The organism is Inquilinus ginsengisoli, assembly GCF_031453975.1.
GTDB classification, from domain to species: domain Bacteria; phylum Pseudomonadota; class Alphaproteobacteria; order DSM-16000; family Inquilinaceae; genus Inquilinus; species Inquilinus ginsengisoli_A.
In genome coordinates, this window is sequence record NZ_JAVDPW010000021.1 from 1 (window position 1) to 25,103 (window position 25,103).

Sequence of the window (25,103 nt, forward strand, 5' to 3'; positions counted from 1 at the left end):
AAAAGAAGCTCGTCGCCCTCACTGCCCTCATGCGCAAGCTCGTCATCATCGCCAACGCAAAACTCAGACAAGAACATCAACTGAGTTGATGACGGCTGGGGAAGGGCGCGAGCGCCTCCGACCTCTCCCGCAAACGGGAGAGGCAACGCGGTCGGCGGGCTTCGATAATGGCTCGACGTTACCCATCACCCGCTCAGCTGCTGTCCGGCGGCGGCAGCCGGGACGGCGGGCGGCTGTCATCCTCCGGCGACTCGGCCCGGCCGTCGCCGGCCTCGGGGTCCGCGGCGACGACGACCGCGCCGGGCGCGCCGGCGTTGTCGTTGGCCTCGTCGTCCCAGCCCCGCGGCAGCCGGGCCGGGTCTGGCCTGCGGCCGAGCCAGCGGCAGACCTCGCGCACGAAGTCCGCGGCGGACAGGGTATCGATCTGGACGTCGAGGATCTCGTCCTCGGCCAGCTTCTCCCGCACCGCGGAGCGCACGCGTTCGAAGTCCTGGGCCTCGTCGGGCGCCGCGGCCGCCTCGATCACGGCCCGGGCGGCCTGCTCCCGCCGCTGTCGGCGGCGCTCGCGCTCCCCGGTCTCCTCGGCCTCGGCCTTGCGGGACAGGTAGTCGGCGCGGATGCGCTCGGTCATGGCGAGCGACAGCCGCATCGAGCGGGAGAGGCGCGACTGCATCAGTGCGTAGTCCGGCGCCTCCGGCCCGGCCAGGATCGCCCCCTGCTGCTGCGCGGTCATCCGCTTGGTGCGGCAGTCGATCTCGACCATCTCGCGCAGCATGTCCAGCGCCCACCCCGTCCATTTCAGGTCGGGATCGGTCGGCGGGATCTCGTCGGGTCGAGCCATATTCATGGAACAGATCATGAACGAGGATCGCGCGTTAACGCAATAGGCAGGTTCGACAGAACACCCCGGATCCGTCATTCCCGCGAAAGCGGGGATCTCCTCACACCCTGACCGAAGAGAGATTCCCGCTTTCGCGGGAATGACGATGGGAAGAGGGGCAGCGGGCAGACCTGAGCCTGGCATCCGCCCAGACGCCGCCATGGCGGCTTCGACCGTGTGGCTGTCCGTGTATCCTTGCTCGATCCGGCTGGTGTTGGGTTCGCTTGCCGCGAACCCAACCTGCGAAACCGTGGGACGCCTCAGCTCAGGCCCAGCGTGCCGCGCAGCTGGGACAGGTCCTCGGCCAAGGTGGTGATCGGGCCCTTCAGCGCGGTGCGGTCGGCGTCGGTCACCTTGTCGTAGGTCTCGAAGCCGCCATCCTTGGTCTTGTACTTCGCCAGGATGGTGTCGACCGTCTTGAAGTTGGCGTCGACCTTGATCAGCAGGGCGTTGTCGCTCTTCTCCAGGATCGGGCGCAGCAGGTCGACGATCTTCTTGGCGCCGTCGACATTGGCCTGGAAGTCGTACAGGTCGGTGTGGCTGTAGCGGTCTTCCTCGCCCGAGATCTTGGTGGCCGCGACCTCCTCGATCAGCGCCGCGGCGCCGCCCACGACCTTGTCCGGCGGCGTGGTCAGCGCCTTGATCCGGCCCTGCAGGTCGATCACGTCGGCCAGCAGCTTGTCGGCGAAGGGCGCCATGCCATCGGTCGACTTCTTCTCGAACAGCCCATACTCGATGCGGTGGAAGCCGGTGAACTCGGGATCCGCCTCGTTCTTGGCATGGTCGTCGGCCCGGGAATCGATGCTGCCGTCGAGGTCGCTGAACAGCTCGGCGATCGGCTCGATCCGCTCGTAGAACACCCGGCTCGGGGCATACAGCGCCTGGGCCTTCTTCAGGTCGCCGGCCTTCACCGCCGCGGTGAATTCGCGGGTGTGCGCGACCAGCTGGTCGACCTCGCCGGTGACGTAGATCTTGTACTTGGCGATCGGCTCGACCAGGTCGAGCGGCGAGGGCGGTGCGGCCATGGCGCCGGCCGCGGCCAGCAGGGCGGCGGTGCTGATGCCGAGAATCAGAATGCGTTTCATATGCAGTCCCCTTGCGTGAAAAACCTTGGCCCCTGGGTGGTCATCCGGCGTTCAGCTCGCGGCCGATTGCAACAGGCCCTGGCCCAGATAGCCGTCCTTGTCCGGAACGCCCGGAAGGGTGAAGAAATAGCCGCCGCCGGTCGGCTTGATGTACTCCTCCAGCGGTTCGCCGTTCAGTCGTTCCTGCACGGCGATGAAGCCTGCCTTCAGGCTGGACTGGAAGCTGATGAACAGCAGCCCCATGTCGAGCTGGCCGGCCTTGGTCACCCCGCGCGAATAGTTGAACGGCCGGCGCAGGATCAGGTTGGCCTCGGTCGCCGCGGTGCGCGGATTGGCCAGCCGGATATGGGCGTCGAGCGGCATCACCTTGCCCTCGGGGTCGCCCGAATAGTCCGGCACGTCGTGCTCCGCCTTCAGGCCCAGCGCCGCGCCGGACGCCTTGTCGCGGCCGATGATGGTCTGCTGCTCCTGCAGCGGGGTGCGGTCCCAGCGCTCGACGAAGTTGCGGATGATGCGCACCACCTGGTAGCTGCCGCCGACCGTCCAGGCCGGCTCGGCCGTGTCGGGCCGGACCCAGACGATCCGGTCCATCGCGGTGCCGTCGGTCGGGTCGAGATTGGCGGTGCCGTCCTTGAAGCCCAGCAGGTTGCGCGCCGTCTCCTTCGGGCCGGTCGTCTTGGTGGCAGCCGGCAGGAAGCCGTCCAGCTTCCAGCGCAGCGCCAGCAGGTCCGGCGTCGCCTTCACCACCGCGCGCAGGGCGTGGATGTTGGCCTCCGGCGTGTTGGCGCAGAACTGCAGCATCAGATCGCCGTGGCAGGTCTCCGGGTCCAGCGCGTCGTTGCTGAAGCGGACCATGGTCGTCAGCTCCAGCGGCTTCACCCCGGCCAGGCCGAAGCGCTGGTCGAACAGCGAGGCGCCGACCGCGACGGTGACGGTCAGGTTGTCGGGCACGATCACCGGGCCCAGCACGCCGGAATCGGGCGGCGGGAATTTCGGGTCGATCTCCGGCGGGGTGCCGCCGGCCATCAGGAAGGCGATGCGCTCGGTCAGGGTGCGGAACATCCGCTCCAGGTCCGCCCGGCTGGTGGCCAGCACGTCGAAGGCGGCGACCAGCCCGGCGGCGGGCACCGGGTTGACGATCCCGGCCTGGTGGGGGCCGTAGAAGGGTTGCACCTGCTCGGCGGCCTCGGCATCGCGACCGGGGGGCTGCTGTTGCGACTGGGCGGCGGCAGGCGCCGCGACGGCGAAGGCGCCCAGCGCGGCGCCGCCGCCGGCCAGGCCCAGGCCGCGCAGCACGCTGCGCCGGCTGGGGGCCGCGGGGCTGTCGGCATCCGCGAGGTCGGGGGTCTTGTCCTGGTGGTCGTTGCTGCTCATGGCGTCGGTCCGGTCAATCCAGTCCCAGGGTGGTGCGCAGTTTCGGCAGGGCGTCGGCCAGCGACGCGACCGGGGCCTGCATCCCGGCGCGGTCGTCCTTGGACAGCGCCAGGCCGGCGGCGGTGAGGTCGCCGTCGATGCGGTCGCTCAGCGCCTTGTCGGCCTTCTGGCTCAGGGGCCGCAGCAGGCCGACGATCTTGGCGGCGCCCTCGACATCCGCCTGGGCCCCAGCGGTGTCGGCATTGCTGTCGGCGGCGAGGCGGGCGATCACCGCGGCGGCGCCCCCGGCCATCTTGTCTGGCGGGATCGACAGGTCGGCGATGCGGGCCTGCAGCGCCTGGACGTCGGCCGCCAGCTTGTCCGCCACCGGGCCCAGCCCTTCGGTCGAATTCTCGGTGAACAGGCCGTATTGCAGCCGGCGGAAGCCGGTGAAGCCGGGGTCCTGCTCCTTCTTCTCGAAATAGTCGGCGCGGCCGTCCAGCGCGGTGTCGAGGTCGCCGAACAGGTCGGCGATCGGCTTGATCCGCTGGTAGTGCACCCAGGCCGGGCCCAGCAGGGCCCGGGCCTGCGTGAGGTCGCCGGCCTTGACCGCGGCGACCAGCGGCGGGGTGGCGGCAGCCAGGTCGGCGGTCTCGGTGGTAACATAGACCTTGTATTCGGCGATCGGCCCGATCAGGTCGATCAGCGACGGCCGCAGCGGCTCGGCCGGGGCGTTCTTGGCCGCGGTCACGGTCAGGGTGCCGCGCGGATTGCTCAACAGGCCGCAGGTGATCTGGTAGGTGCCGGGCTCCAGCCGCGCGGTCAGCGACTGGGTAAAGCCGGGGGCGATGTTCTCACGCTCCTCCACCACCATGACGCCCTGCAGGATCTCCCACTCCAGGGCGCGGTCGCTCTGGTTCAGCACCTGGAAGGTGACACGCCCGGCCTCGACCGTCAGGGCGTTCGGCTCGCAGGTCTTGGCGGTGATGGTCACGGCCGTGCCGCCTGCGGCGGGGCGGGGGGCGCGGTGGAGATAGGCGTAGACGCCCAGCCCGGCGACGGCGACGGCCAGCACGGCGACGACGCCGAGTCCGATCCGGGTGGTGCGCTGCAGCGACATTCGGTGGCGTGCTCCGAAAAGGGGCTCAGGCGTTGGACCGGGCTTCGCGCGGGGCCCGGTGGCCGCCGAGGAACAACGGCAGGGTGATCAAAAGGAAGAGAATGTAGATGGCGACCTCGCCGACGGCCGGCGTGTCCTGGTAGCCGAAGATGCCTGCCAGCACCGACCCGACCGGCCCGTCGATGGGCAGGACGTGGCTGAGGTCGAAGGCCGTCTCCTGCAGCCCGTTCCACAGCCCAGCCTCGTGCAGCGCCCGCAGCGACCCGGCCAGCAGGCCGGCGGCCACCACCAGGATGAACAGGCCGGTCCAGCGGAAGAAGCGCTTCAGGTTCAGCCGCACGCCGCCCCAGTAGATGGCGATGCCGACGGCGACCGCGACTGCGATGCCGGCCAGGGCGCCGACCGGCGCCGCCAGCCCGACATCCTGCTGGAAGGTGGCGAGCAGGAAGAACACCGATTCCAGCCCCTCGCGGGCGACCGCGAAGAACACCATGGCGATCAGTGCCATCCCGGTGCCGTCATGCCCGTCCAGTGCCGCGTCGATCGAATGCTGCAGCTGCGCCTTGATCGACCGGGCGGCCTTGCGCATCCAGAACACCATCGAGGTCAGGATGCCGACCGCGACCAGGCCGACCAGCGCCTCGAACAGCTCCTGCTGGCGCTGCGGGAATTCGGCGCTGACCAGGTCCAGCACGATGCCGACGGCGAGGGAGAGCAGGACGGCGGTGGCGATGCCGATCCAGACCAGCGGCATCCATTGCGACCGGCCGGTCTGGCGGAGATAGCCGGCGATGATGCCGACGATCAGGGCGGCCTCGATGCCCTCCCGCATCATGATCAGGAACGGTACCAACATCCAACGGCCACCCGGTACAGCGTCGCCGGGCGGCGACGGGGCCGGACCATGGGGGCGGTTCGGCCGGATGTCGGTGTCCGGTGGCGCGCGACATGCTGCTCGCGAGTTGCGAGCGGGAATGCGAATCTATCGCAGTTCCTTCTGCGCCCGCCGCGTCCGGTTGTCGAGGCCGCTTCGCTGCGGAATCGGATGAATTTGATGTAATGCCGACCCCTGTGCGCGAAGGACGGTGAGGAACCATCGCGGTCGCGGTGCCGTTGGCCTGGGAAGACAAAGGGAGCTTCCTCATGGCCGACACCGAATCCATCAGCAAGACCGCTGCCGAAGCGGCGAAGGCCGCGAAGATCGAGGCCAAGCGCACCGCCGCCGAGATCGAGGCAGAGACGGCCGAAGTCGAGGCCGACGGCGCAGTGCGGGACATCGAGGCGGATCTGCGCGCCTTGCGCGAGGACGTTGCCCGCCTGGGCGAGACCGTGGCCGGCATCGCCCAGGCGCGAGCCAACGCGATCGACGCGGCGGTGCATCGCAACCCCTGGTCCGCCGTGGTCGCCGGCATCTGCGTCGGCTTCTGCCTGGGCGTCAGGGCGCGGCTCTAGTCGGGCCCTGATTTGCGGGCGGCGCGGATCTCCTCGATCACCTGATATTGGATGTGCTCGATCCGGTGCCTGATCGCTCGCGTGTCGTCCAGAAGCTTGGCGATCGCGGCGAGGACGAGCGCCGAGACCAGGAGTTGGAGCGCGGGCTCGACACTGTAGCCGCGCGTCACGCCCAGGATCGTCAGGATGATGGCGAGCCCGCCGAGCGCCGCCATCAAGCCGGCGATGATCTTCAGCAGAATGGACATGTTTCCCCTCCCGATGCCCTGCCGGGAGAGGCTAGCGTCTCGAATCGGCCGGGCGCCAGGGGCGGGTGCCTTTCCAGGGGCGGCGGGCGTGGCTGTGACCACTAGCCGGATGTCGGGTCGGGATGCAGCCGGTTAATACAAAGTAAATCGTAAAAATTAAATATGCACGCTTTGCTGTTGCATATCCGGCGGGCGATCGCCACCTCCGGCGCTCGCCCGCTCCGCCGTGTCGCGGGCATCCGATCCCCAGGCGCGGCCCCAAGTTTCGATTGACGGATTTCGTGCAGACGACACCAATCCCAGTCATCCGCCACCCTTTGGGAGCGTGCGGCGGCCCTGCCGTCCGCCCGGTGCGCGCATGAATTCGGTCTTCGACCTCGACTATTTCTTCGCCGCCTTCCCGCAGATCCTGCCCTATCTGCCGGTGACGCTGCTGATCGCGTTCAGCGCCATGGCCTTCGGCCTGGTGATCGGCACCGGCGCGGCGCTGATCCGGATCTATCGCATCCCGGTGCTGCGGCAGCTGGCGACGTTGTACATCTCCTTCATCCGCGGCACGCCGCTCTTGGTGCAGATCTATCTCGCCTATTACGGCATCCCCAAGCTGCTGCAGTACCTCAACGCCCAGATCGGCACCGACATCGACGCCAACCGGGTGCCGGCGCTGGTGTTCGTGATCTTCAGCTGCGCGGTCAATATCGGCGCCTATCTGTCCGAGGCGATCCGCTCGGCGCTGCTGTCGATCGACCGCGGCCAGGCCGAGGCCGCCTATTCGATCGGCATGACCCCGTTCCAGGCGATGCGCCGCATCATCCTGCCCCAGGCCCTGGCGGTGGCCCTGCCCAATCTCGGCAACAGCTTCATCAGCCTGATCAAGGACACCTCGCTGGCCTTCCTGATCGCGGTGGTCGACATCATGGCGGCGGCCAAGATCGCTGGCGGCCGGTCGCTGCGCTTCTTCGAGCTCTATCTGGCGGTGGCGGTGATCTACTGGCTGGTCTGCATCCTGGTCGAGATCGGCATGCGGCGCTGGGAGGCGTATCTGACGCGCGGCCGGCGGGACATCACCGCATGATTTCGATCCGGGACGTCCGCAAATCCTTCAAGGCCAAGCTGGTGGTCGACGGCATCGACCTCGATGTCGGCCAGGGCGGCATTGTCAGCATTCTCGGGCCCTCCGGCTCGGGCAAGTCGACCTTCCTGCGCTGCCTGAACCGGCTGGAGACGCCGGACGCCGGCAGCATCGACATGGGCGGCGACCGCTACGACCTGCCGCGGCTCGACCGCCGCCGGCTGCAGTCGCTGCGCATGCGCATCGGCATGGTGTTCCAGAACTACAACCTGTTCCGCCACCGCACCGCGATCGAGAACATCCTCGAAGGCCTCCTGGTGGTGAAGCGGCTGAAGCGGGCCGAGGCGCAGGACATCGCCGAGGGCTATCTCGCGCTGATGGGCCTGTCCGACCAGGCGGCTCAGTACCCGTCCTCGCTGTCGGGCGGCCAGCAGCAGCGGGTGGCAATCGCCCGCACCCTGGCGATGCAGCCGGAGCTGATCCTGTTCGACGAGCCGACCAGCGCGCTGGACCCGGAGCACACCGGCGAGGTGCTGGAGGCAATCCGCAAGGCGGCGGGGCAGGGGATTCCCATGATCATCGTCACCCACGAGATGGGCTTCGCCCGCGAGATCTCGAGCCATGTGCTGTTCATCGACGGCGGCAAGGTGATCGAGCAGGGCGACCCCAAGACGCTGTTCGGCGCGCCCGAGCAGCAGCGGACGCGGGACTTCCTGAAGAACTACCTGCGGTCCTACAGCTTCGATATCTGAGACACGAACACCCCTCTCTTCGTCATCCCCGCGAAAGCGGGGATCTCTCACCGGCGGGAGATTCCCGCTCTCGCGGGAATGACGAGAGGGACAGAGGCAATGGAAGAGCTATGGAGAACATGATGCGACGGTTTCTGGTGAAGGGTGCTGCTGTCATGGCGGGGCTGATGGCGCTGGCCCTGGCGGCCGGGCCGGCCGCCGCGCAGGAGACGGTGCGGGTGGGAACCGAGGGCACCTATGCTCCCTTCACCTACCAGGACGACAGCGGCAAGCTGACCGGCTACGACGTCCAGGTGCTGCGCCTGGTCGAGGCCAAGGTGCCCGACCTCAAGTTCGAATTCGTGCCGCAGCCCTGGGACAGCATGTTCCTCGGCCTGGAGGCCGGCAAATACGACGTTGTCGCCAACGAGATCTCGAAGACGCCGGAGCGCGAGACCAAGTACCTGTTCTCGGACGTGCCGTACTTCTACAGCGGCTCGGCGATCATCGTGAAGAAGGGCGTCACCGGCATCCACAGCCTGGACGACCTCAAGGGCAAGGTGGTCGGCGCCGGCACCGGCAGCGAGCACACCAAGCTGGTCGAGGACTATCTCGCCGCCCATCCCGGCGCGTTCGAGATCCGCTACTACGACGGCAACGTCACGCCGGTGCTGCTGGACCTCGCCGAAGGCCGCATCGACGCCCATGTCAACGACCCGATCGTGGCCCGCGACCATGCCGAGAAGCTGGGCCTGCCGGTCGAGGCGACCGGCGACCTGCTGACCAAGGTCCCGGCCTATTTCGTGTTCCGCCAGGACGCCAAGGGCCAGGCGCTGAAGGCCAAGATCGACGCCGCGCTGACCGCGCTGAAGGCCGACGGCTCGCTGGCCAAGCTGTCGGTGCAGTGGACCGGCAAGGACTACACCAACGGCTGATAGTGCAGCGGGGGCCGGCCTTGCGGCCGGCCCCCGGATCTCAGTTGGTGGCGAAGTCCAGCGCCGCCGTCAGGTCGCCCAGCGGCGGGTTGCCGTTGGCGGCGATGCCGGCGTCGCGGGCGGCGATGCCGGGCAGCACCGGCAGCTCGAACCGCCGGGTGATGAAGCGCAGGATCGAGGTCGTGTCGTAGGGCGTGTGGTCGACGAAGCCCTTCTTGGCGAAGGGCGAGATGATGATCGTCGGGATCCGCATGCTCGGGCCCCAGCGGTCGCCCTTCGGCGGGGCCACATGGTCCCAGAAGCCGCCATTCTCGTCATAGGTCACCACCACCAGCATGTGCGGCCATTGCGGGCTCTTCTGCAGGTGGTCGATCAGCATGGCGAGGTGCTGGTCGCCGGAGGTGACGTCGGCGTAGCCGGCATGCTCGTTCAGGTTGCCCTGCGGCTTGTAGAAGGTGACCTGCGGCAGCGTGCCGGCGTCGATCGCCTTGACCAGCTCGGCCCCATCCAGCCCGCCGTCGCGCAGATGCTCGGTCCGCGATGCGGTGCCGGGCGCGAAGGTGATGAAGTAGTTGTAGGGCTGGTGGTGGTACTGGAAGGCCGGGACCGGGGTGGCGTTGCCATGGTCCAGCACCGACTGCCACGCCCCGCTGTACCAAGCCCAGCTGACGCCCTTGGCGCTCAAGAGGTCGCCGATCGTGGTCTGGGTCTGCGGCGGCAGGGTGGTCGGCGCCATCGGGTCGGCATAGGCGGTGTCGCCGCCCGCGGCCGGCTTGTTGGCGCTGGGCTGGTAGGGCGGCTGCATGGTGTTGACGGCGTAGAAATCGGGCGTGAGGTTGCCGTCGGCGACGAATTTCGGGATGCCGTCCATCGCCGATTTCGGAGAGTTCGGGGCCTGGGTCAGCGTCACGCCGTCGGGGTCGACCACGGCGATCGACGGCTTCGCCGCGCTCTTGTCCGCATCGGGATAGCGGGCGACGCAGGCGCAGGCCAGCCAGATGTGGTTCATGAACGAACCGCCGAACACGCCCATGAAGAAATGGTCGGCCAGCGTGTATTGCTGGGCGATCTTCCACATCGCGGTCTTCGACCCGTCGAGGTGGCCCATCACCTCGGCCCCGGCATCGGCATAGGCGACGAACTTGTCGTTCCTGCCGCCGTTGATCTGCATCTGGTTCTGGTAGAAGCGGTGCCACAGGTCATGGGTGACGGTGTTGAGCGACACGTTCAGGCCCTGCGGGTCGTCCATGTCGAACGGGCCGTCCGGCAGGTGCTCGGTCTGGGCCTGGGTCACCGGCGGCGTCACGCCCTTGGCGGTCAGCCCGTCCCACACCGGCGGCAGCTCCTTCAGCGGCGTGCCGTCGCGGTCGAGCTGGACCTTCGACGCGTCGGTGGCGTTGGCCAGCCCCTCGGCGCCTGGAAAGGTGCCGTAGAGGTTGTCGAAGCTGCGGTTCTCGGCATAGAGCACGACCACCGTGTCGATGGCATGCAGGCCGGCGCCCTGGCCGGGATCCGCGGCGAAGCCCGGCGGCGCGAGCAGCCCGGCGGCGCCAGCCGCGACGGCGGAAACGATCAATCTGTTCATGCGGCTTTTCCCCTTGGCTCCCGGCGCACAGGTCCGGTGGCTGTGTCCCCTTCCGCCCGGCATCCGTCGCGCGAAGCCGGCTGTCGCTCAAGTGAAACTTTTTGGGCATAGAAGGGTGGGCGCGGCGCCGGACCCGGCGTCACGTCGCGACGGATCATGGGGTGGCCGGGGATGGCCTTGGGATCGGGTGTCCGCCGACGCCAGTCGGTGTGGGGGCGGACGATGTGGGGCGGGCTGGCGGTCGGCGTGCTGGCCTTCGCGGCGGTGGGGTCGGCCTTGTCCGCTCCACCCAGTTCGGCCTCGGCCGGGATGTCGCGGGCCGAGGTGCGGCGCCAGGTCGAGGGGCTGACGGCGCTGGGCCGGGCGATGTTCCTTGATCCCGCTTTGTCGGCCTCGGGCAAGCTCGCCTGCTCGTCCTGCCACGCCCCGGACCACGGCTTCGGCCCGCCCAACGCGCTGCCGGTGCAGATGGGCGGCGGCGACATGGCCCAGCCCGGCGGGCGGGCGGTGCCGTCACTGACCTATCTGCAGGACGTGCCGCCCTTCACCGAGCATTTCTTCGACTCGGAGGATGATTCCGACGAGAGCGTCGACAACGGCCCCACCGGCGGGCTGACCTGGGATGGCCGGGTCGATCGCGGCGCCGACCAGGCCGCCATCCCGCTGCTCTCCGCCTTCGAGATGGGCAACGCCACGCCGGACGAGGTCGTCACCCATGCCCTGGCGGCGGGCTATGGCGACCCGCTGCGCCGGATCTACGGCGATGCCATCCTGGCCGACCGGCCGGCGCTCTATGCCGGGATCCTGAAGGCGTTCGAGGTCTACGAGCAGGACGCCGCCAGCTTCTACCCCTACACCAGCAAATACGACGCCTTTCTGGCCGGCCAGGCCACGCTGACGCCGCAGGAGGCGCGGGGCCTGGATCTGTTCAACGACCCGGCCAAGGGCAACTGCGCCGAATGCCATATCAGCCAGCGCGGCAATGACGGCACGCCACCGCAATTCACCGACGCCGGCATGATCGCCATCGGCATCCCGCGCAACGCCGAGATCCCGGCCAATGCCGACCCGGCCTATTTCGACCTCGGGGTCTGCGGCCCGCTGCGCACCGACCTGGCCAATCACCCGGAATATTGCGGCCTGTTCCGCACCCCCAGCCTGCGCAACGTCGCGCTGCGCCAGACCTTCTTCCACAACGGCGCGATCCACAGCCTGCGCGAGGCCGTCGCCTTCTACGTCACCCGCGAGACCGATCCCGGCCGCTGGTACCCGCGTAACCCGGACGGCAGCCTGCGCAAATACGACGACCTGCCGCCGCAGTACCAGGCGAACATCAACCTCGACCCGCCCTTCGACCGCCATCCCGGTGACGCGCCGGCGCTGACCGATGCCGAGATCGACGACGTCGTCGCCTTCATGAAGACGCTGACCGACGGCTACGACCCGCATTCCTGACCGGGCCGTCGCACCGGGCGGCGCGGCACGGCGCCGCGCCGCCGATTGCACCGCCCCACCGCCGCGCCCATATCAGCGGCGGAAGGGGGAGGCGCCCGTGACGGAAGCGGGCCCGACCGGAGAATTCAAGATGACACCTCAGGAACGCGACCTTCTGGCCAATCTGGTCGCCCGGTTGAAGCAGGCCCCGGCTGCGGCGAAGGACGAGGAGGCGGAGGCCACCATCCGCGACCTCACCCGCGACCAGCCGGACGCGCCCTACCTGCTGGCCCAGACCGTGCTGATCCAGGACTACGCGCTGCACCAGGCCCAGGCCCGGATCGCGGAGCTGGAGCAGCAGGCGGCCCAGCCGCAGCGCAGTGCTGGCGGCGGCAGCTTCCTCGGCGCCATCTTCGGCACCGGCGCGGCCGCCCGGCCGGCGCCGGCCCAGCAGGCACCGGCTTACCCCCAGGCCCCTCCGGCCTATGCCCAGGCGCAGCCTGCGCCCGGCCCCTGGGGCGGCGGGGCCGCAGGGCCATTCGCCCAGTCCTCCGGCCCGTCCTTCCTGCGCAGCGCCGCCACCACGGCGGCGGGCATCGCCGGCGGTGCCCTGCTGTTCCAGGGCATCGAATCCTTGTTCGGGGGCCATGGCGGCTTTGGCGGCGGGCTGGGTGGGTTCGGCACCGGCTTCACCGGCGCGACGCCCGGCCTGACCGAAACGGTGGTCAACAACTACTATGGCGACGACGCCAACCCCGGCGGGTCGGAGCCGCGCGATGCCGATGCCGCCGTGCCGTCCGACCCCATCGACCCCGGCGTCACCGACGCCGACTACCAGGACGACGGCAGCCAGGACGATTTCGGCGGCGACGATTTCGGCGGCGGTGGCGACGACAGCCTGAGCGCCTGACGCCGCCACGGTTCGACCCGGATCAGCGCGGCAGCGCGATCGCCGACGAGAACAAATTGTCGGGATCGTAGCGCCGCTTGATCTGCCGCAGCCGCTCCGCGTTCGGGCCATAGGCCTCAGCGATCTGGTCCTGCGCATCCGGCCCCAGCAGGTTGGCGTAGCCGCCGGGCAGGGCGTGGGGCGCCAGCGCGGCTGACAGGTCGCGTGCCCAGGCCCGGTGGCGGGTGCCGTCGCCGGGGTCCCAAGCCGGGACGATCTCGACCAGGATATGCCGGCGGCGCAGGCCGAAGGCGGTGGCCTCCGCCGCGACCCGGGTTCCGGCCCCATGGAAGTGGTGCAGCACGATGCCCGAATAGGGCGAGGTGGCGTTCGACCCGGCGGCCATGATTGCCGCAATCGCCTCGGCAGAGAGGTCCGGCAGCCAGCGCGTCTCGATGGCGTGGTGGCGCCCGTTGACGACGAACGCGTCCTGGAGATGGGCCTGGTCGATGCAGGTCATCGGCGCGATCTGGTCCAGGATCGGGGTGCCCAGCCCGCGCAGCCGGGCGATCGCCTTCTGCCCCTCCGCCGTGTCGCCGCTCCACGCCGGCGCCAGCAGGACGACCGGGCTTCCGTCCGGGGCATTGACCACGCCGGCGGTGACGCTCAGCGCATCGGGCGCGGTGGACATCAGGGCGTCGTAGCCGCGCAGCACCGCCTCGGCCTGCGGCCAGGCGAACAGCATCATCCCGGCCAGCATCTGCGCCACCGGGTGCAGCCGGATGCGGATGGATGTGACCACGCCGAAATTGCCGCCGCCGCCGCGTAGCGCCCAGAACAGGTCGGGGTTCTGCGCCGGATCCGCCGTCACCGTGCGGCCGTCGGCCAGCACGACCTCGGCGCTCAGCAGATTGTCCGCCGCCAGCCCGAAGCCCGGGGTCAGCGCGCCGTAGCCGCCGCCGATCAGATGGCCGATGGCGCCGACCGCGCCGCAATTTCCGATCACCGGGGCCAGCCCGTGCGGGGCCGCCGCCCCGGCCACCTCGACACCGGTGGCGCTGCCCGAGATCGTGGCAGTGCGCGCCGCCACGTCTACGGTCACCCCGCGCATCGGCGACAGGTCGATCACGGCGCCGCCGTGGCGCAGGGCCCGGCCGGCCCAGTCATGGCCGCCGCCGCGGACGGAGATGGCGACGCCATGGGCCTGGGCGCCGGTCAGCGCCAGCTGCACCTCCGCCGCGCTGCGGCAGGGGATCACCAGCGCAGGATGGTGTTCGACGGCGCCGTTCCAGATGGCGCAGGCTTTGGTGTGGTCGGCGTGGCCGGGTTCGAAGGCCGTGCCCTGGGCCCGCCAGATGAAATCGCGCAGGGCGGCGACACTCTGGGCGGCCGGGGCAGCAGATCGGAACTCCATGATGGACCTCATCGCTGTGGATGCGATGAAGCTCGCTGCGGTGCGCTACGCCCGGATGTCAGATTCCGTGGCGCACCGCTACAGGAGTAACCCTCGCGGTCAGCGGTTCCAGCCGACCGTCGCGTCTCCGCGAGAATTCCGGCCTCAGTCCCCGACCCGCAGCACGATCTTGCGCGGCGGCCGCGGCCGCAGGCCTTCCATCATCTCATGCGCAATGCGGGCCTCGGCCAGCGGCAGCACCGGGCCCACCGCGGTCTGCAGGCGCCCGGCCTCGATCCGCCCGGTGATGCGGTCTAGATCCGCCGTGTTCACCCGCACCAGCATGAAGTCGGCGCGGATTCCGGCCTGCCGGGCCCGGTCGGCATCCGGCTGCGCCACGATCGAGACCAGCGCCCCGCCGGGCTTCAACACGGCGAAGGATCGGTCCAGCGTGTCGCCGCCGACCGTGTCGATGACGATGTCGACCGGCCCAGCCGCCTCCTCGAAGCGCTCGGCCCGGTGGTCGATGACCTGGTCGGCGCCCAGCGCCCGGACATGGTCGAGGTCGCCGGCGCTCGCGGTGGCGGCGATCCGCACGCCCGGCTGCCGCGCCAGCTGCACCGCATAGGCGCCGACCGCGCCGGCTCCGCCATGGATCAGCACGCTCTTGCCTGCGGCGAGGCCGGCCTGCTCCAGCGCCTGCCAGGCGGTGACGGCGACGACCGGGACCGAGGCCGCCTCGATCCAGCCCAGGCCGCGCGGCTTGCGGGCGATCATCCCGGCCTCGGCGGCCGCGAATTCGGCATAGGCGCCGCAGAAGCGCGGATTGGTCACGCCATAGACCTCGTCGCCCGCGGCGAAGCCGGCGATGCCGGGGCCGACAGCCTCGACCGTGCCGGCGAGGTCGGATCCGAGGGTCAGGGGCAGGGGCTGCGGCAGCACGCTCTTGCCGGCCCGGATCCAGCCGTCCCAGGGGCCTACGCCGGCCGCGTGGACCCGCACCAGGACCTCGCCGGCGCCGGGCACGGGCCGGGGCACGTCCTCGACCCGGATCGCCTCGGGCGGGCCGAAGGCATGGACACGGGCGGCCTTCATCATCGGCTGGGGATGGTCGGTCATCGGGGGCTCCTCGGCGCGGACGCGGATGGCCAGTCTGTTATAGGCGCTGATCGGGCCGATCGCGATGGTCCGGCGGTCGGGCCGTGCCCCGGCTCACCATCTAAGATGATGTTGCTAGGCCTCGCTATATGGGGCGCCGGCCTGAAGTGAACATGCGCCTATTTCTTGTCGTCGCTGGGGGTATACCATCGGCGCATCTCGCAAGAGTTTTGCGCGAGTGGGTAGTCATCCTTGTCGATAAAAGGGAAGGCCATATACTTGTCTCCGATAGCGAGTAGAGCTGCCATAAAGTATTGCCTTCCAACGTATGCGCCATATCGATTCTTCGCGTTCACGGTCCCGCAGATGGCAGTCCCCGTCGCTCCATACTTGTCGGGATAATGGTATGCGCGTTCGTACTCGTAGACGGCTGAATAGGGATCGATCAGCTCTTTCCCAATCGCTTCCTGGACTCCGTCCTTCATGGGCTCGGTGATCTCGATATCGCGCTTCTGGGCTTCGGCACGCTCCCAGCTTACGAGCTTGTCGATGGTGGGCTGATCACGTTCGCCGGTGACGGGAAGGCCACGATCCTTCTGGTAAGCCCGGAGGGCGCGGCGCGTGCTGGAGCCAAAGGCGCCGTCGATTCTACCTGGATCGAAGCCGAGCACGTAAAGCTGCATTTGAAGCCCAACCGCATTGCCGGCCACAGCGGTGCCGTGCATGGAGGCAAAGAGAATCGAGCTGCAAAGCACGGCCATTGAGACAATGCGCTTCAAAATATCCTCCCCCCAATAATGTGAGAAGCCTGAGACCCGCGTTGGCGGGCGTCAAGATGGGCTTGGGTGCTGTCGGCGGCCCCTTGCAGGTATCCTCGGCGCAGGAAGGGCCACCGCGCGAGGAACCGATGAAGCAGATGCCCGCATCCAAGGCCTATCGCCTGCTCGAGGCCGGCCCGATCGTGCTGGTGACGACGGCGCAGGACGGCCGGCCGAACGTCATGACCATGGGCTTCCACATGGTGGTGCAGCACGACCCGCCGCTGATCGGCTGCGTCATCGGCCCGTGGGACCACAGCCACGCGGCGCTGCGCGCGACCGGCGAATGCGTGATCGCGATCCCGACAGTCGACCTCGCGCGCAAAGTGGTCGACATCGGCAACTGCTCCGGCACCGAGGTCGACAAATTCGCGAAGTTCCGGCTGACGCTGAAGCCGGCGAAGGAGGTCGGGGCACCGCTGATCGCCGAATGCCTGGCCAACATCGAATGCCGCGTCGCCGACACCACCCTGGCCGACCGCTACAACCTGTTCGTGCTACAGGCGGTGCGGATCTGGACCGATCCGGAGCGGAAGGAGCGGCGGACGCTGCACCACAATGGCGACGGCACCTTCACGGTCGACGGCCGGACCATCGACCTGAAGGAGCGTATGGTGCTGTGGAAGCAGTTCCAGGATTGAGACGCCGGCCAGGACGCCCTTGCGGCGCCCGCCCCGGGGTGCCATTTCGGAAAGACCTCACACTCGGACCGCCGCCATGACCCCCAACGATCGCGACGACGAACTGCGCTACTCGATGAAGCAGCTCGAGCTCTGGCTGGCCCGCTGGCGGGACGGGCAGGCGCCGGTCGGCCGGCAGCTGTGGCTGCTGAAGAGCGCGGTGGCAGAGCTGCACATCGACGAGGGCGAGGCCTATGAGCCGAGCGAGCCGTCCACCCACAGCGACGTCGCCAACATGCTGGTGGCGATCGACCCCGAGCAGCCGTTGCTGCCCGAGGGCGAAGAGATGCCGGAGACCAGCTACACGCTGGCGGAATTCGAGCGCGACATGGAGATGCTGCGGTCGAAGTTCGACTACCTCAGCTGGCATGGCGGCCGGCCGATGGGCAGGGCGTAGGGCACTGTCGGCCGTACTCGACGCACCGGCGGCGATGGCGAGCGGATCGCGCGATATGTCCCCGGGGGTTTAATTCCCGGCCGACGTTCCTATATCTGCGAGGTCGACCAAGATCCGTTCGGCCAGCTCTCCATGCTCGTGATCGAGCGCCGAGCCCAGGTTTCCGCACTCTTCGAAGTTTGATCGCCGCGTCTGACGCGGCGCGTCCGTCATCCGCGCGGCGACTCTGTCGTTCGCATTGCTGATGACGATTCCCCATCACGCCGCGCGGCTTTGCTGCCGCGGCCTACGGACAATGACCATGCATATGATCTCAGACCCGAACACTGCCGGGCAGCGGCGCCTGCCCGCCAACCTGATCAACCAGAACCCGGCGCGCAGATCCGATCCCGATTGGCGACCGGAGCCCTGCGGGCTCACCCGCGAGGAGCTGCGAAAGATCACAGCCGACCTGATCGGGTGAGCCGCGATTCCGCGCACCGGATTCCGGTGCGCTAAGAATAGGGCAGGGGCCCCGGGCTCAGCGGCCGCCCTCGATCCTGCGGTTGCGCTGGCGGATGCCGCCGGTGCCGTAGGGATACTCCGCCATCTCAGGCTTGCTCACCGCGGTGAGGGTGGCGATGGCGTCCTCGCTCAGCACCAGCTTCGCCGCGCCGAGGTTGTCGGCCAGCTGGTCCCGCCGCCGCGCGCCGAGGATGACCGAGGTGACCGCCGGCTGCGCCGCGACCCAGGCCAGCGCGACCTGCGCCATGGTCGCCCCCTGCGCCTTGGCGATGTCCTCGACCGCTCCGATCACGTCCCAGGTGATCGACCTGGCGTTGCGGGCCTCGAACGCCTCCATGCCGCGCGTGGGATTCTCGCCCAGGCGGGTGGCGCCGGTCGGCTTCTGGTCGCGCTTGTACTTGCCCGACAGCCATCCGCCGCCCAGCGGCGACCACGGCAGCAGCCCGATGCCGGCGTCCAGCGCCGCCGGCACGATCTCGTGCTCGATGTCGCGGACCAGCAGATTGTACTGCGGCTGCAGCGTTACCGGCGGCGCGTAGCCATTGGCCTTGGCCAGCCACACCGCCTTGGTCAGCTGCCAGCCGAGGAAGTTGGAGAAGCCGTAATAGGCGATCTTGCCGTTGCGGACCGAATCGTCGAGGAAGCGCAGCGTCTCTTCCAGCGGCGTCAGCGCGTCCCAGGCGTGCATCTGGTAGAGGTCGACCTGCTCGACGCCCAGGCGCCGAAGCGAGGCGTCGAGCGCCGCCCCGAGATGCTTGCGCGACAGGCCCAAATCGTTGGGCCCGGCGCCCATCGGGAAGCGGCCCTTGGTGGCGATCACCAGGTCCTTGGCGATGCCCGGCTTGGCCTTGAGCCAGCGGCCGACGATCTCCTCGGATGCGCCGATGCTGTAGACGTCGGCGGTGTCGATGAAATTGCCGCCGGCCTCGACATAGTCGTCCATCAGGGCGAACGAGGTGGCCTCGTCGGACTCGGCCCCGAAGGTCATGGTTCCCAGGCAATAGGCCGAGACGACGGCGCCGCTGTTGCCGAGCTTGCGATAATCCATGGTCAGGCTCCCGTCAGGAATGTCGAAACCGGGCCGATGGCCCGAATTGAGGCCGGCGCGATGTCTCGAAGGCCGTCGGCGGCTGCCGGGGCATCGGCCGATCGTCGGTTTCTGGGTGGGGCGGGTGATCCCATGGACAATGGAACGACGATTCCCGTCGCTCCAATAGATTGTGCAGATCCGATTGATCTGCTTTTGCGCATAATGCGAACCCGGGGTGCCGGCGGCGGTCAGGCCCTCCCCGGGGCGGTGAAGATATGGACCGCGTCGCGCAGCATCGAGGCCGCCGTCGGCGTGGGCTCGCGCTCCCACAGCTTGTGATAGTTGATGCCGTAGATGTCCGTGTGCATCTCGACCCCCATCTCCCAGCCTTTGCACTGGGCCAGGAAGTCGGCGTCCGGCAGCACCATGGGCGCCACGGCATAGCGCCCGGCCTCGGCGCTCGCGACCAGCTTGATGACATGCCCGCGCGCCGCCTCGGCCGCGATCATCTCCGGCGTGACCCCGGCGATGCCGGTGACCGCGATATCCCTCAGCGAGATGTCGGCGCCGAGCAGGCTGTTCACGATGATCAGCAGCTTGTTGGCGGTGTCCCAGCCGTCGACGTCGAGGGATGGGTCGGCCTCGGCGATGCCGCGCCTTTGGGCCTCGGCCAGCGCCTCGTGATAGGACACGCCCGCGGCCATCTCATCGAGGATGAAATTGCTGGTGGCATTGAACACGCCGCGCAGCCGCAGGATGTCGCCCGCGATCATGTCGCGCCGCCCGATGTTCAGCACGGGAAGCCCACCGCAGACCGTCGCGCTGTATTTCAGGCCCGCCCCGGTTTGTGCGGCCATGGCGTGCAACTCGCGAAACGCCAGCACCACCGGGCCCTTGTTGGCCAGCACGACGGAGACGCCCTGCTGCAGCGCCGCCCGCGTCAGCGCCAGCCCCGGGCCTCCGGTCCGCAGATCGACCGGCGACGCCTCGAACACCAGGGCGATGCCTTCGGAGGTCAGCAGGCTCTCGACCGGGATCGCCCCACGATAACCGGCAAAGTCCCTGGTCGTGGCGCCGGCTGCTTTGCGGGCGACGACCTCGGCGGGATCGAAGCCGGCCGGGTCGACCGCGACGCCGCGGCTGTCGGCGATCAGCACGATGCGGAAGCCGATGCCGTGGTCTCGCTGCAGCCGGTCGGCCTTGTTCGCGAGAATCGTCAGCAGGTTCCGGTTGACGTTGCCCAGGCCCATCAGCGCTGCATTGACCAGCATTTCTCTTCCCCGTTGTGCGGCATCGCCGGGCTCCCTGGCCCTGGATCTGGCCCATGAATCACAGAATCCCCCTGCGCGTCACGCACGGCGGTCCGCCGTCATCCCGGGAGGTTGCCACCCATCCGGCCGGCGCCTAGGCTCGGCCATGACGGTTGAGCGAGGCTCCATGAGCGGCAACGACCAGGGCGGCGCGTCCTCCGCGACCACGGGGATGGCCAGGCAGTACGGCGACAGCCGGAAGCTCGCGGCGCGGGCGCGCCTGCACCGGGAATACACGGTGGCCGAGATCCCCTGGTTCCCGTGGGTGGCGCGGCAATTGCCGCTCGAGGCCGGCGATCATGTGCTCGACATCGGCTGCGGCCCAGGCTGGTTCTGGGCCTCGGTGGCGGACATGCTGCCGGACCGGCTCGCCCTGACGTTGGCCGACCAGTCGCCGGGCATGGTCGAGGAGGCGACGGGCCGGTGCCGGCCGCTGCCGTTCGGCTCGGTCGCGGGCCGGCAGGCGGACGCTGCGGCCTTGCCCTTCGATGACGGCAGCTTCGACGCGGTCGTCGCGATGCACATGCTGTATCACGTGGCCGACCCGGCCGCCGGCATCGCCGAGATGGCCCGCGTGCTCAAGCCCGGGGGCGTCCTGGCGGTCACCACCAACGGCGCCGGCAACATGCGCGAGCTCTACGCGCTGACCACCGTGTTCGGCGGCGCCCCGTCCGAGCCGGTGGCTGCGATCTTCGGCTTCGACAGGGCCGAGCCATTGATGCGGTCGCAGTTCGGCAATGTGACCCGGGCCCTCCATCCGGCGAGCCTCCGGATCACCGATCCCGAGGACGTGTTCCTGGCGCTGACGTCGTTTCCGCCGGGCGAGACCGCCGGCGAGGCCCAGCAGAGGGCCTTCCGCGAGGCCATCGACCGGGCCTTCGAGGAGGCCGGCGGAGTGCTGGGCGTGCAGACGGAGATGGGGCTGTTCCTCAGCCGCAAAAGGCCCTGACCGGGGCGGGCACGTTGCGGGCTTGCCCGTACGCCGATCTGCGGTCCGTGCCGGAGGCCGCAGGGTCATCTGCTCTTGGAAGGAAAGTGGCGGAGAGGGTGGGATTCGAACCCACGGTGCCCTTGCAGACACAACGGTTTTCGAGACCGTCCTATTCAACCACTCTAGCACCTCTCCGCGAGGCGCGGCGGGCGGTGCAAGCACCCCCTCCGCGTGGTCGGCGCGGACCATAGTCGAGAGCGTCTGGCCATGCAAGCATGGATCGCGGGCCCGGCGCGGGGTCGCGCGCGGGCGAATTTGGGGCGGTCTGCGGGCGCTTCCGGCCATTCGTCGTTGACAGGCGGACGGTCCTGACTATAGTGCCGCGTTCACGGACACGGGTGCCGCCGACCGTTTCGGCTGGCGCCCGTGCGCGTTTTTGATCACCTGAGGACACTCCGCGAGGGGGCTCCTCGCAGTCCACGGCAGCCTGACCATGTTCGCAGTCATCCGTACCGGCGGTAAACAGTACCGGGTCGCCCCCGAGCAGCTTGTCACGGTGGAGCGTCTCGACGCCGAGCCGGGTGCGTCCATCACCCTCGACGAGGTCCTGATGCTCGGCGGTGGCGAGACCGCCATCCAGATCGGCACGCCGATCATCGCCGGTGCTTCGGTGACCGCCGAGGTGGTCGAGCAGACCCGCGGCCCGAAGATCATCATCTTCAAGAAGAAGCGCCGCCAGAATTATCGCCGGAAGAAGGGTCATCGTCAGGACCTGACGGTGCTCAAGATCACCGCCATCGCCGGCGCGTAAAGAGGAGATCGAGAGATGGCACATAAGAAAGCCGGTGGTTCGTCGCGCAACGGTCGTGATTCGGCTGGCCAGCGCCTCGGCGTGAAGCTGTTCGGCGGCCAGACCGCCGTTCCGGGCAACATCATCATGCGCCAGCGTGGCACCAAGGTTCACCCGGGCGTCAATGTCGGCATCGGCAAGGATCACACGCTGTTCGCGCTGGTCCCCGGCACGGTGCAGTTCAAGCTCAGCCGTGGCCGCATGACGGTGACGATCGCCGAGCAGGCGGAAGCCGCAGAGTAAGGCCTCGCCCCCATCGGGGGCTTGAGGCATGGGTTCGGGGGACGGGGGAATGGGCGACCATTCCCCCGTTTCGCGTTTGATGCGACAAGAGAGGGCGGCGGTCCCGGCGGGGCCGGCGCTGGACTCGAGATGGTCAGCAGCGTGCGGGTGAGAGCGGTCCGGTCATGAAGTTTCTCGACGAAGCCAAGATCTTCCTGAAGAGCGGCGACGGTGGGAATGGCTGCGTCGCGTTCCGGCGTGAGAAGTTCATCGAATTCGGCGGTCCCAGCGGCGGCGACGGCGGTCGCGGCGGCGACGTCTGGGTCGAGGCGGTGGATGGGCTGAACACCCTGATCGACTATCGCTACCAGCAGCATTTCAAGGCCGATCGCGGTCATCACGGCATGGGCTCCGACCGCTTCGGCGCCGCCGGGGCCGACGCCGTGCTGCGCGTGCCGGTCGGCACCCAGGTGCTGGACGAGGACAAGGAGACGGTGCTGACCGACCTGACCGAGGTCGGCCAGCGGGTGCTGCTGCTCAAGGGCGGCGACGGCGGCTTCGGCAATGCCCATTTCAAGACCTCGACCAACCGCGCCCCGCGCCGCTTCGATCCCGGCTGGCCGGGTGGCGAGCGCTGGGTCTGGCTGCGGCTGAAGCTGATCGCCGATGCCGGGCTGGTCGGGCTGCCCAATGCCGGCAAGTCGACCTTCCTGGCCGCCACCAGCGCCGCCAAGCCGAAGATCGCCGACTATCCCTTCACCACGCTGCACCCGAATCTCGGCGTGGTCCGCACCGACGACCACGAGTTCGTGCTGGCCGACATCCCCGGCCTGATCGAGGGTGCGCATGAGGGCGCCGGGCTGGGCGACCGCTTCCTCGGCCATGTCGAGCGCTGCGGCGTGCTGCTGCACCTGGTCGACGGCACCAGCGAGGACGTGGCCGAGGCCTACCGCGTGGTGCGCGGCGAGCTCGAGGCCTATGGCGGCGGCCTGGCCGGCAAGCCGGAGATCGTCGGCCTGAACAAGATCGACGCGCTGGACGACGAGACGGTGGCCGAGCGCCGCAAGGCACTGGCCAAGGCCGCCGGCCGCGGCGCCGTGGTGGTGACCCTGTCGGGCGCCACCGGCGGCGGCGTCCATGCCGTGCTGCGCCTGCTGTGGACCCGGATCGTCGAAAGCCGTCCGGCCCCGGCGCCGGAAGAGTCCACGCCGCAGGACATCAACCCCTGGGCGCCGCCGGAATCCGACTGAGCATTGCGAGGCGCCGGAATCGGCGATCCGGCCGCCGGCAACCGAGGTTGAATCTGCCGAAGCGGGGCGAGCAGAAGCGGGGCGAACGGAACCGGTGGGGCCTTCGGCTCATTAACCGGGCATGGATGTCTCGCTGTTTCACAATCCCAAGGCAGGCGATGGCGACTGGTCGCCCGGCCGGCTGATCCGCCTGCTCGAGATGTCCGGCTTCGCCCCGGCGCATTACTCGACCCAGACCAAGAAGATCGAACAGGCCCTCGAATCGCCGCACAAACTGGTGGTGATCGCGGGGGGCGACGGTGCCGTCGCTGAGATCGTGCTGGCGCTGCACGGCCGGCCCCACACCATCGCCATCCTGCCCACCGGCGGCTCGAACAACATCGCCCGGTCGCTCGGCCTGCTCGATACGCCGCACCACCTCGTGGCGGGCCTGGCCGATGCCCGGAAGGCGAAACTGCATATCGGCTTGGTCAAGGGGCCGGAATGGGCCCGCAACTTCGTCGAGGCGGTCGGCGCCGGCCCTTTCCCGACCGCGATCCGGCAGAGCGTCGGCGCCAAGGAGCACGGCACCGACCTGACCGAGGGGCGGCGCGCGGACCTGGCCGCGATCGTCGCCGACTCCAGCCCGGTGGGCTGCAGCGTCACCATCGACGGCCGCCGGCTGCGGCAGCCGGCGCTGATGCTGGAGATCATGAACATCCCGATGATCGGGCCGAACCTGCGGCTGGCCCCCGAGGCCGATGGGGAAGATGCGTCGCTGGTCGTGGCCTATCTTCCGGTGGCCAAGCGCAGGGCGATGCTCGCCTGGCTCAAGGATCCCGAATCGTCGCCGTCGCCATTGCGGCGCATCAAGGCGCAGCGGGTGGAGATCCATCCCCATGGCGAACCCCTGCACATCGACGACGCGCTGATCGAGGGCGGCGAGGCGACACTGATCGTCTCGCTGGAGCCCAAGCCGCTGACCGTGCTGATCCCGAGGGACGCATGACCGACACGGATAATCCCGAACTGCCCGCGGCGCTGCTGCGGCAATTCGAAGAGACCGCGGTGGAACTGGCCCGGCTGGCGGGGGCGGAGATCGTCAGCGCCCTCGGCCGCACCCTCAACATCCGCTACAAGACCAGCGCCGACCCCGGCCACGACCTGGCCTGGCGGGATCCGGTCTCGGAGGTCGACCACAAGGTCGAATCGGTGATCCGGCATCGCCTCGGCGAGCTGTTCCCCGATCATGGCATCATCGGCGAGGAGATGGAGGACGCGCCGGCGGCGGCGGACTGTCCGGTCTGGGCGGTCGATCCGATCGACGGCACCACCAACTTCATCAACGGCCTGCCCCTGTTCGCCGCCTCGATCGGCGTGCTGCACCGCGGGCGGCCGATCGTCGGCGCGGTCTGGTGCTCGACCACCCACGCGCTGCGGTCGGGCATCTACCATGCCTGCAGCGGCGGGCCGCTCAGCTTCGACAGCGCGGCGCTGGAGGTCGGGCCGAATCCGGCGGTGCGCCGGCGCCTGGCGGGGGAACCCAACCTGGATCACGACCACGACCTGATCTGGGATGTCCGCAAGACCGGATCCGCCGCGATCGAATGCGCCTTCGTCGCCGCCGGGCTGCTGGAGGTGGCGCGGTTCGAAAGCCCCAATGTCTGGGACGTCGCCGGCGGCATCGCCCTGGTCTCGGCCATGGGCGGTGCTGCGTACACCTCGTCGGACGGCGAATGGGGCCGATTTGCCGGCTTCGGCGACCATCCCCGCAGCTGGCGGCAGCCGCTGATCGTGGGGGTCGAAGCCGCCGCCCGCCGGCGCACCGAAGCGGCGTGACACCCGACCAGGGATCAG

26 protein-coding genes and 1 tRNA gene are annotated in these 25,103 nt (G+C 69.0%); 14 read left to right on the forward strand and 13 right to left on the reverse strand.

Features of this window, described 5'->3' with window-relative positions:
• Positions 1–193: 193 nt before the first annotated feature.
• The 5 genes from E9232_RS35070 to efeU form a co-directional block, all read right to left on the reverse strand.
• On the reverse strand, positions 194–847 hold the full coding sequence (locus E9232_RS35070; RefSeq protein ID WP_309802073.1) for a hypothetical protein: 654 nt from the start codon (positions 845–847) through the stop codon (positions 194–196).
• Between the two features lie 293 nt (positions 848–1,140).
• Positions 1,141–1,965 (reverse strand): iron uptake system protein EfeO, encoded by an 825-nt coding sequence (gene efeO / locus E9232_RS35075; protein WP_309802074.1) that lies wholly within the window; start codon positions 1,963–1,965, stop codon positions 1,141–1,143.
• 51 nt (positions 1,966–2,016) lie between these two features.
• Positions 2,017–3,339, reverse strand: a complete 1,323-nt coding sequence (gene efeB, locus E9232_RS35080) for an iron uptake transporter deferrochelatase/peroxidase subunit (protein ID WP_309802077.1) — start codon at positions 3,337–3,339, stop codon at positions 2,017–2,019.
• Between the two features lie 13 nt (positions 3,340–3,352).
• Entirely contained in the window at positions 3,353–4,438 is a 1,086-nt protein-coding gene (gene efeO, locus E9232_RS35085; RefSeq protein ID WP_309802078.1) for an iron uptake system protein EfeO, read from the reverse strand.
• 25 nt (positions 4,439–4,463) lie between these two features.
• Positions 4,464–5,294: an iron uptake transporter permease EfeU gene (gene efeU / locus E9232_RS35090; RefSeq protein WP_309802080.1), complete on the reverse strand. Its 831-nt coding sequence runs from the start codon at positions 5,292–5,294 to the stop codon at positions 4,464–4,466.
• Positions 5,295–5,581: 287 nt separating this feature from the next.
• On the opposite strand from efeU, the gene E9232_RS35095 reads away from it, so the two are divergent.
• The gene (locus tag E9232_RS35095; RefSeq protein ID WP_309802082.1) at positions 5,582–5,890 is read left to right on the forward strand and encodes a hypothetical protein; all 309 of its coding nucleotides are present in this window, start codon (positions 5,582–5,584) and stop codon (positions 5,888–5,890) included.
• Here E9232_RS35095 and E9232_RS35100 read toward each other — a convergent pair.
• Positions 5,887–6,138 (reverse strand): hypothetical protein, encoded by a 252-nt coding sequence (locus E9232_RS35100; protein ID WP_309802083.1) that lies wholly within the window; start codon positions 6,136–6,138, stop codon positions 5,887–5,889. The genes E9232_RS35095 and E9232_RS35100 overlap by 4 nt on opposite strands.
• A 358-nt stretch (positions 6,139–6,496) precedes the next feature.
• Here E9232_RS35100 and E9232_RS35105 point away from each other — a divergent pair, with 358 nt between their 5' ends.
• From E9232_RS35105 to E9232_RS35115, 3 genes are all read left to right on the forward strand, one after another.
• On the forward strand, positions 6,497–7,213 hold the full coding sequence (locus tag E9232_RS35105; RefSeq protein ID WP_309802085.1) for an amino acid ABC transporter permease: 717 nt from the start codon (positions 6,497–6,499) through the stop codon (positions 7,211–7,213).
• Entirely contained in the window at positions 7,210–7,962 is a 753-nt protein-coding gene (locus tag E9232_RS35110; RefSeq protein ID WP_309802088.1) for an amino acid ABC transporter ATP-binding protein, read from the forward strand. Before E9232_RS35105 ends, E9232_RS35110 begins: the two co-directional genes overlap by 4 nt.
• A 122-nt stretch (positions 7,963–8,084) precedes the next feature.
• A complete protein-coding gene (locus tag E9232_RS35115; RefSeq protein ID WP_309802089.1) occupies positions 8,085–8,876 on the forward strand; it encodes a transporter substrate-binding domain-containing protein in 792 nt (263 codons plus the stop codon).
• 40 nt (positions 8,877–8,916) lie between these two features.
• Here the strand turns inward: E9232_RS35115 and E9232_RS35120 are convergent, their stop codons facing one another.
• Positions 8,917–10,461 (reverse strand): acid phosphatase, encoded by a 1,545-nt coding sequence (locus tag E9232_RS35120; RefSeq protein WP_309802092.1) that lies wholly within the window; start codon positions 10,459–10,461, stop codon positions 8,917–8,919.
• A gap of 171 nt (positions 10,462–10,632) precedes the next feature.
• On the opposite strand from E9232_RS35120, the gene E9232_RS35125 reads away from it, so the two are divergent.
• Both E9232_RS35125 and E9232_RS35130 read left to right on the forward strand, forming a co-directional pair.
• On the forward strand, positions 10,633–11,916 hold the full coding sequence (locus E9232_RS35125) for a cytochrome-c peroxidase (RefSeq protein ID WP_309802093.1): 1,284 nt from the start codon (positions 10,633–10,635) through the stop codon (positions 11,914–11,916).
• A gap of 130 nt (positions 11,917–12,046) precedes the next feature.
• Complete coding sequence (locus E9232_RS35130) at positions 12,047–12,805, forward strand: DUF2076 domain-containing protein (RefSeq protein ID WP_309802094.1); 759 nt, start codon at positions 12,047–12,049, stop codon at positions 12,803–12,805.
• A gap of 22 nt (positions 12,806–12,827) precedes the next feature.
• On the opposite strand, the gene E9232_RS35135 is transcribed toward E9232_RS35130, so the two are convergent.
• The 3 genes from E9232_RS35135 to E9232_RS35145 form a co-directional block, all read right to left on the reverse strand.
• Positions 12,828–14,198, reverse strand: a complete 1,371-nt coding sequence (locus E9232_RS35135) for an FAD-binding oxidoreductase (RefSeq protein WP_309802095.1) — start codon at positions 14,196–14,198, stop codon at positions 12,828–12,830.
• Positions 14,199–14,342: 144 nt separating this feature from the next.
• Complete coding sequence (locus E9232_RS35140) at positions 14,343–15,296, reverse strand: NADP-dependent oxidoreductase (protein ID WP_309802096.1); 954 nt, start codon at positions 15,294–15,296, stop codon at positions 14,343–14,345.
• A 158-nt stretch (positions 15,297–15,454) separates the two neighbouring features.
• A complete protein-coding gene (locus E9232_RS35145) occupies positions 15,455–16,054 on the reverse strand; it encodes a peptidoglycan-binding domain-containing protein (RefSeq protein ID WP_309802098.1) in 600 nt (199 codons plus the stop codon).
• A gap of 128 nt (positions 16,055–16,182) precedes the next feature.
• Here E9232_RS35145 and E9232_RS35150 point away from each other — a divergent pair, with 128 nt between their 5' ends.
• Complete coding sequence (locus tag E9232_RS35150) at positions 16,183–16,734, forward strand: flavin reductase family protein (RefSeq protein WP_309802100.1); 552 nt, start codon at positions 16,183–16,185, stop codon at positions 16,732–16,734.
• A gap of 76 nt (positions 16,735–16,810) precedes the next feature.
• The gene (locus E9232_RS35155) at positions 16,811–17,170 is read left to right on the forward strand and encodes a hypothetical protein (RefSeq protein WP_309802102.1); all 360 of its coding nucleotides are present in this window, start codon (positions 16,811–16,813) and stop codon (positions 17,168–17,170) included.
• 520 nt (positions 17,171–17,690) lie between these two features.
• On the opposite strand, the gene E9232_RS35160 is transcribed toward E9232_RS35155, so the two are convergent.
• Together E9232_RS35160 and E9232_RS35165 are read right to left on the reverse strand one after the other, a co-directional pair.
• Positions 17,691–18,722 (reverse strand): aldo/keto reductase, encoded by a 1,032-nt coding sequence (locus tag E9232_RS35160; protein ID WP_309802103.1) that lies wholly within the window; start codon positions 18,720–18,722, stop codon positions 17,691–17,693.
• A gap of 230 nt (positions 18,723–18,952) precedes the next feature.
• Positions 18,953–19,975: a homoserine dehydrogenase gene (locus E9232_RS35165; protein WP_309802104.1), complete on the reverse strand. Its 1,023-nt coding sequence runs from the start codon at positions 19,973–19,975 to the stop codon at positions 18,953–18,955.
• 166 nt (positions 19,976–20,141) lie between these two features.
• On the opposite strand from E9232_RS35165, the gene E9232_RS35170 reads away from it, so the two are divergent.
• Complete coding sequence (locus E9232_RS35170; RefSeq protein ID WP_309802106.1) at positions 20,142–20,963, forward strand: class I SAM-dependent methyltransferase; 822 nt, start codon at positions 20,142–20,144, stop codon at positions 20,961–20,963.
• An 87-nt stretch (positions 20,964–21,050) separates the two neighbouring features.
• Here E9232_RS35170 and E9232_RS35175 read toward each other — a convergent pair.
• Positions 21,051–21,140 (reverse strand) — tRNA-Ser (locus E9232_RS35175).
• Positions 21,141–21,438: 298 nt separating this feature from the next.
• On the opposite strand from E9232_RS35175, the gene rplU reads away from it, so the two are divergent.
• The 5 genes from rplU (at position 21,439) to E9232_RS35200 (ending at position 25,085) form a co-directional block, all read left to right on the forward strand.
• Positions 21,439–21,756, forward strand: a complete 318-nt coding sequence (gene rplU, locus E9232_RS35180) for a 50S ribosomal protein L21 (RefSeq protein ID WP_309802108.1) — start codon at positions 21,439–21,441, stop codon at positions 21,754–21,756.
• A gap of 15 nt (positions 21,757–21,771) precedes the next feature.
• A complete protein-coding gene (rpmA, locus tag E9232_RS35185; RefSeq protein WP_309802109.1) occupies positions 21,772–22,038 on the forward strand; it encodes a 50S ribosomal protein L27 in 267 nt (88 codons plus the stop codon).
• Positions 22,039–22,202: 164 nt separating this feature from the next.
• Positions 22,203–23,267 carry a GTPase ObgE gene (obgE, locus tag E9232_RS35190; protein WP_309802110.1) on the forward strand — a complete coding sequence of 355 codons (1,065 nt, stop codon included), beginning with the start codon at positions 22,203–22,205 and terminating at the stop codon, positions 23,265–23,267.
• Positions 23,268–23,388: 121 nt separating this feature from the next.
• Positions 23,389–24,255, forward strand: a complete 867-nt coding sequence (locus E9232_RS35195; RefSeq protein ID WP_309802111.1) for a diacylglycerol/lipid kinase family protein — start codon at positions 23,389–23,391, stop codon at positions 24,253–24,255.
• The gene (locus tag E9232_RS35200) at positions 24,252–25,085 is read left to right on the forward strand and encodes an inositol monophosphatase family protein (RefSeq protein ID WP_309802112.1); all 834 of its coding nucleotides are present in this window, start codon (positions 24,252–24,254) and stop codon (positions 25,083–25,085) included. Before E9232_RS35195 ends, E9232_RS35200 begins: the two co-directional genes overlap by 4 nt.
• The last annotated feature ends 18 nt before the right edge of the window (positions 25,086–25,103 follow it).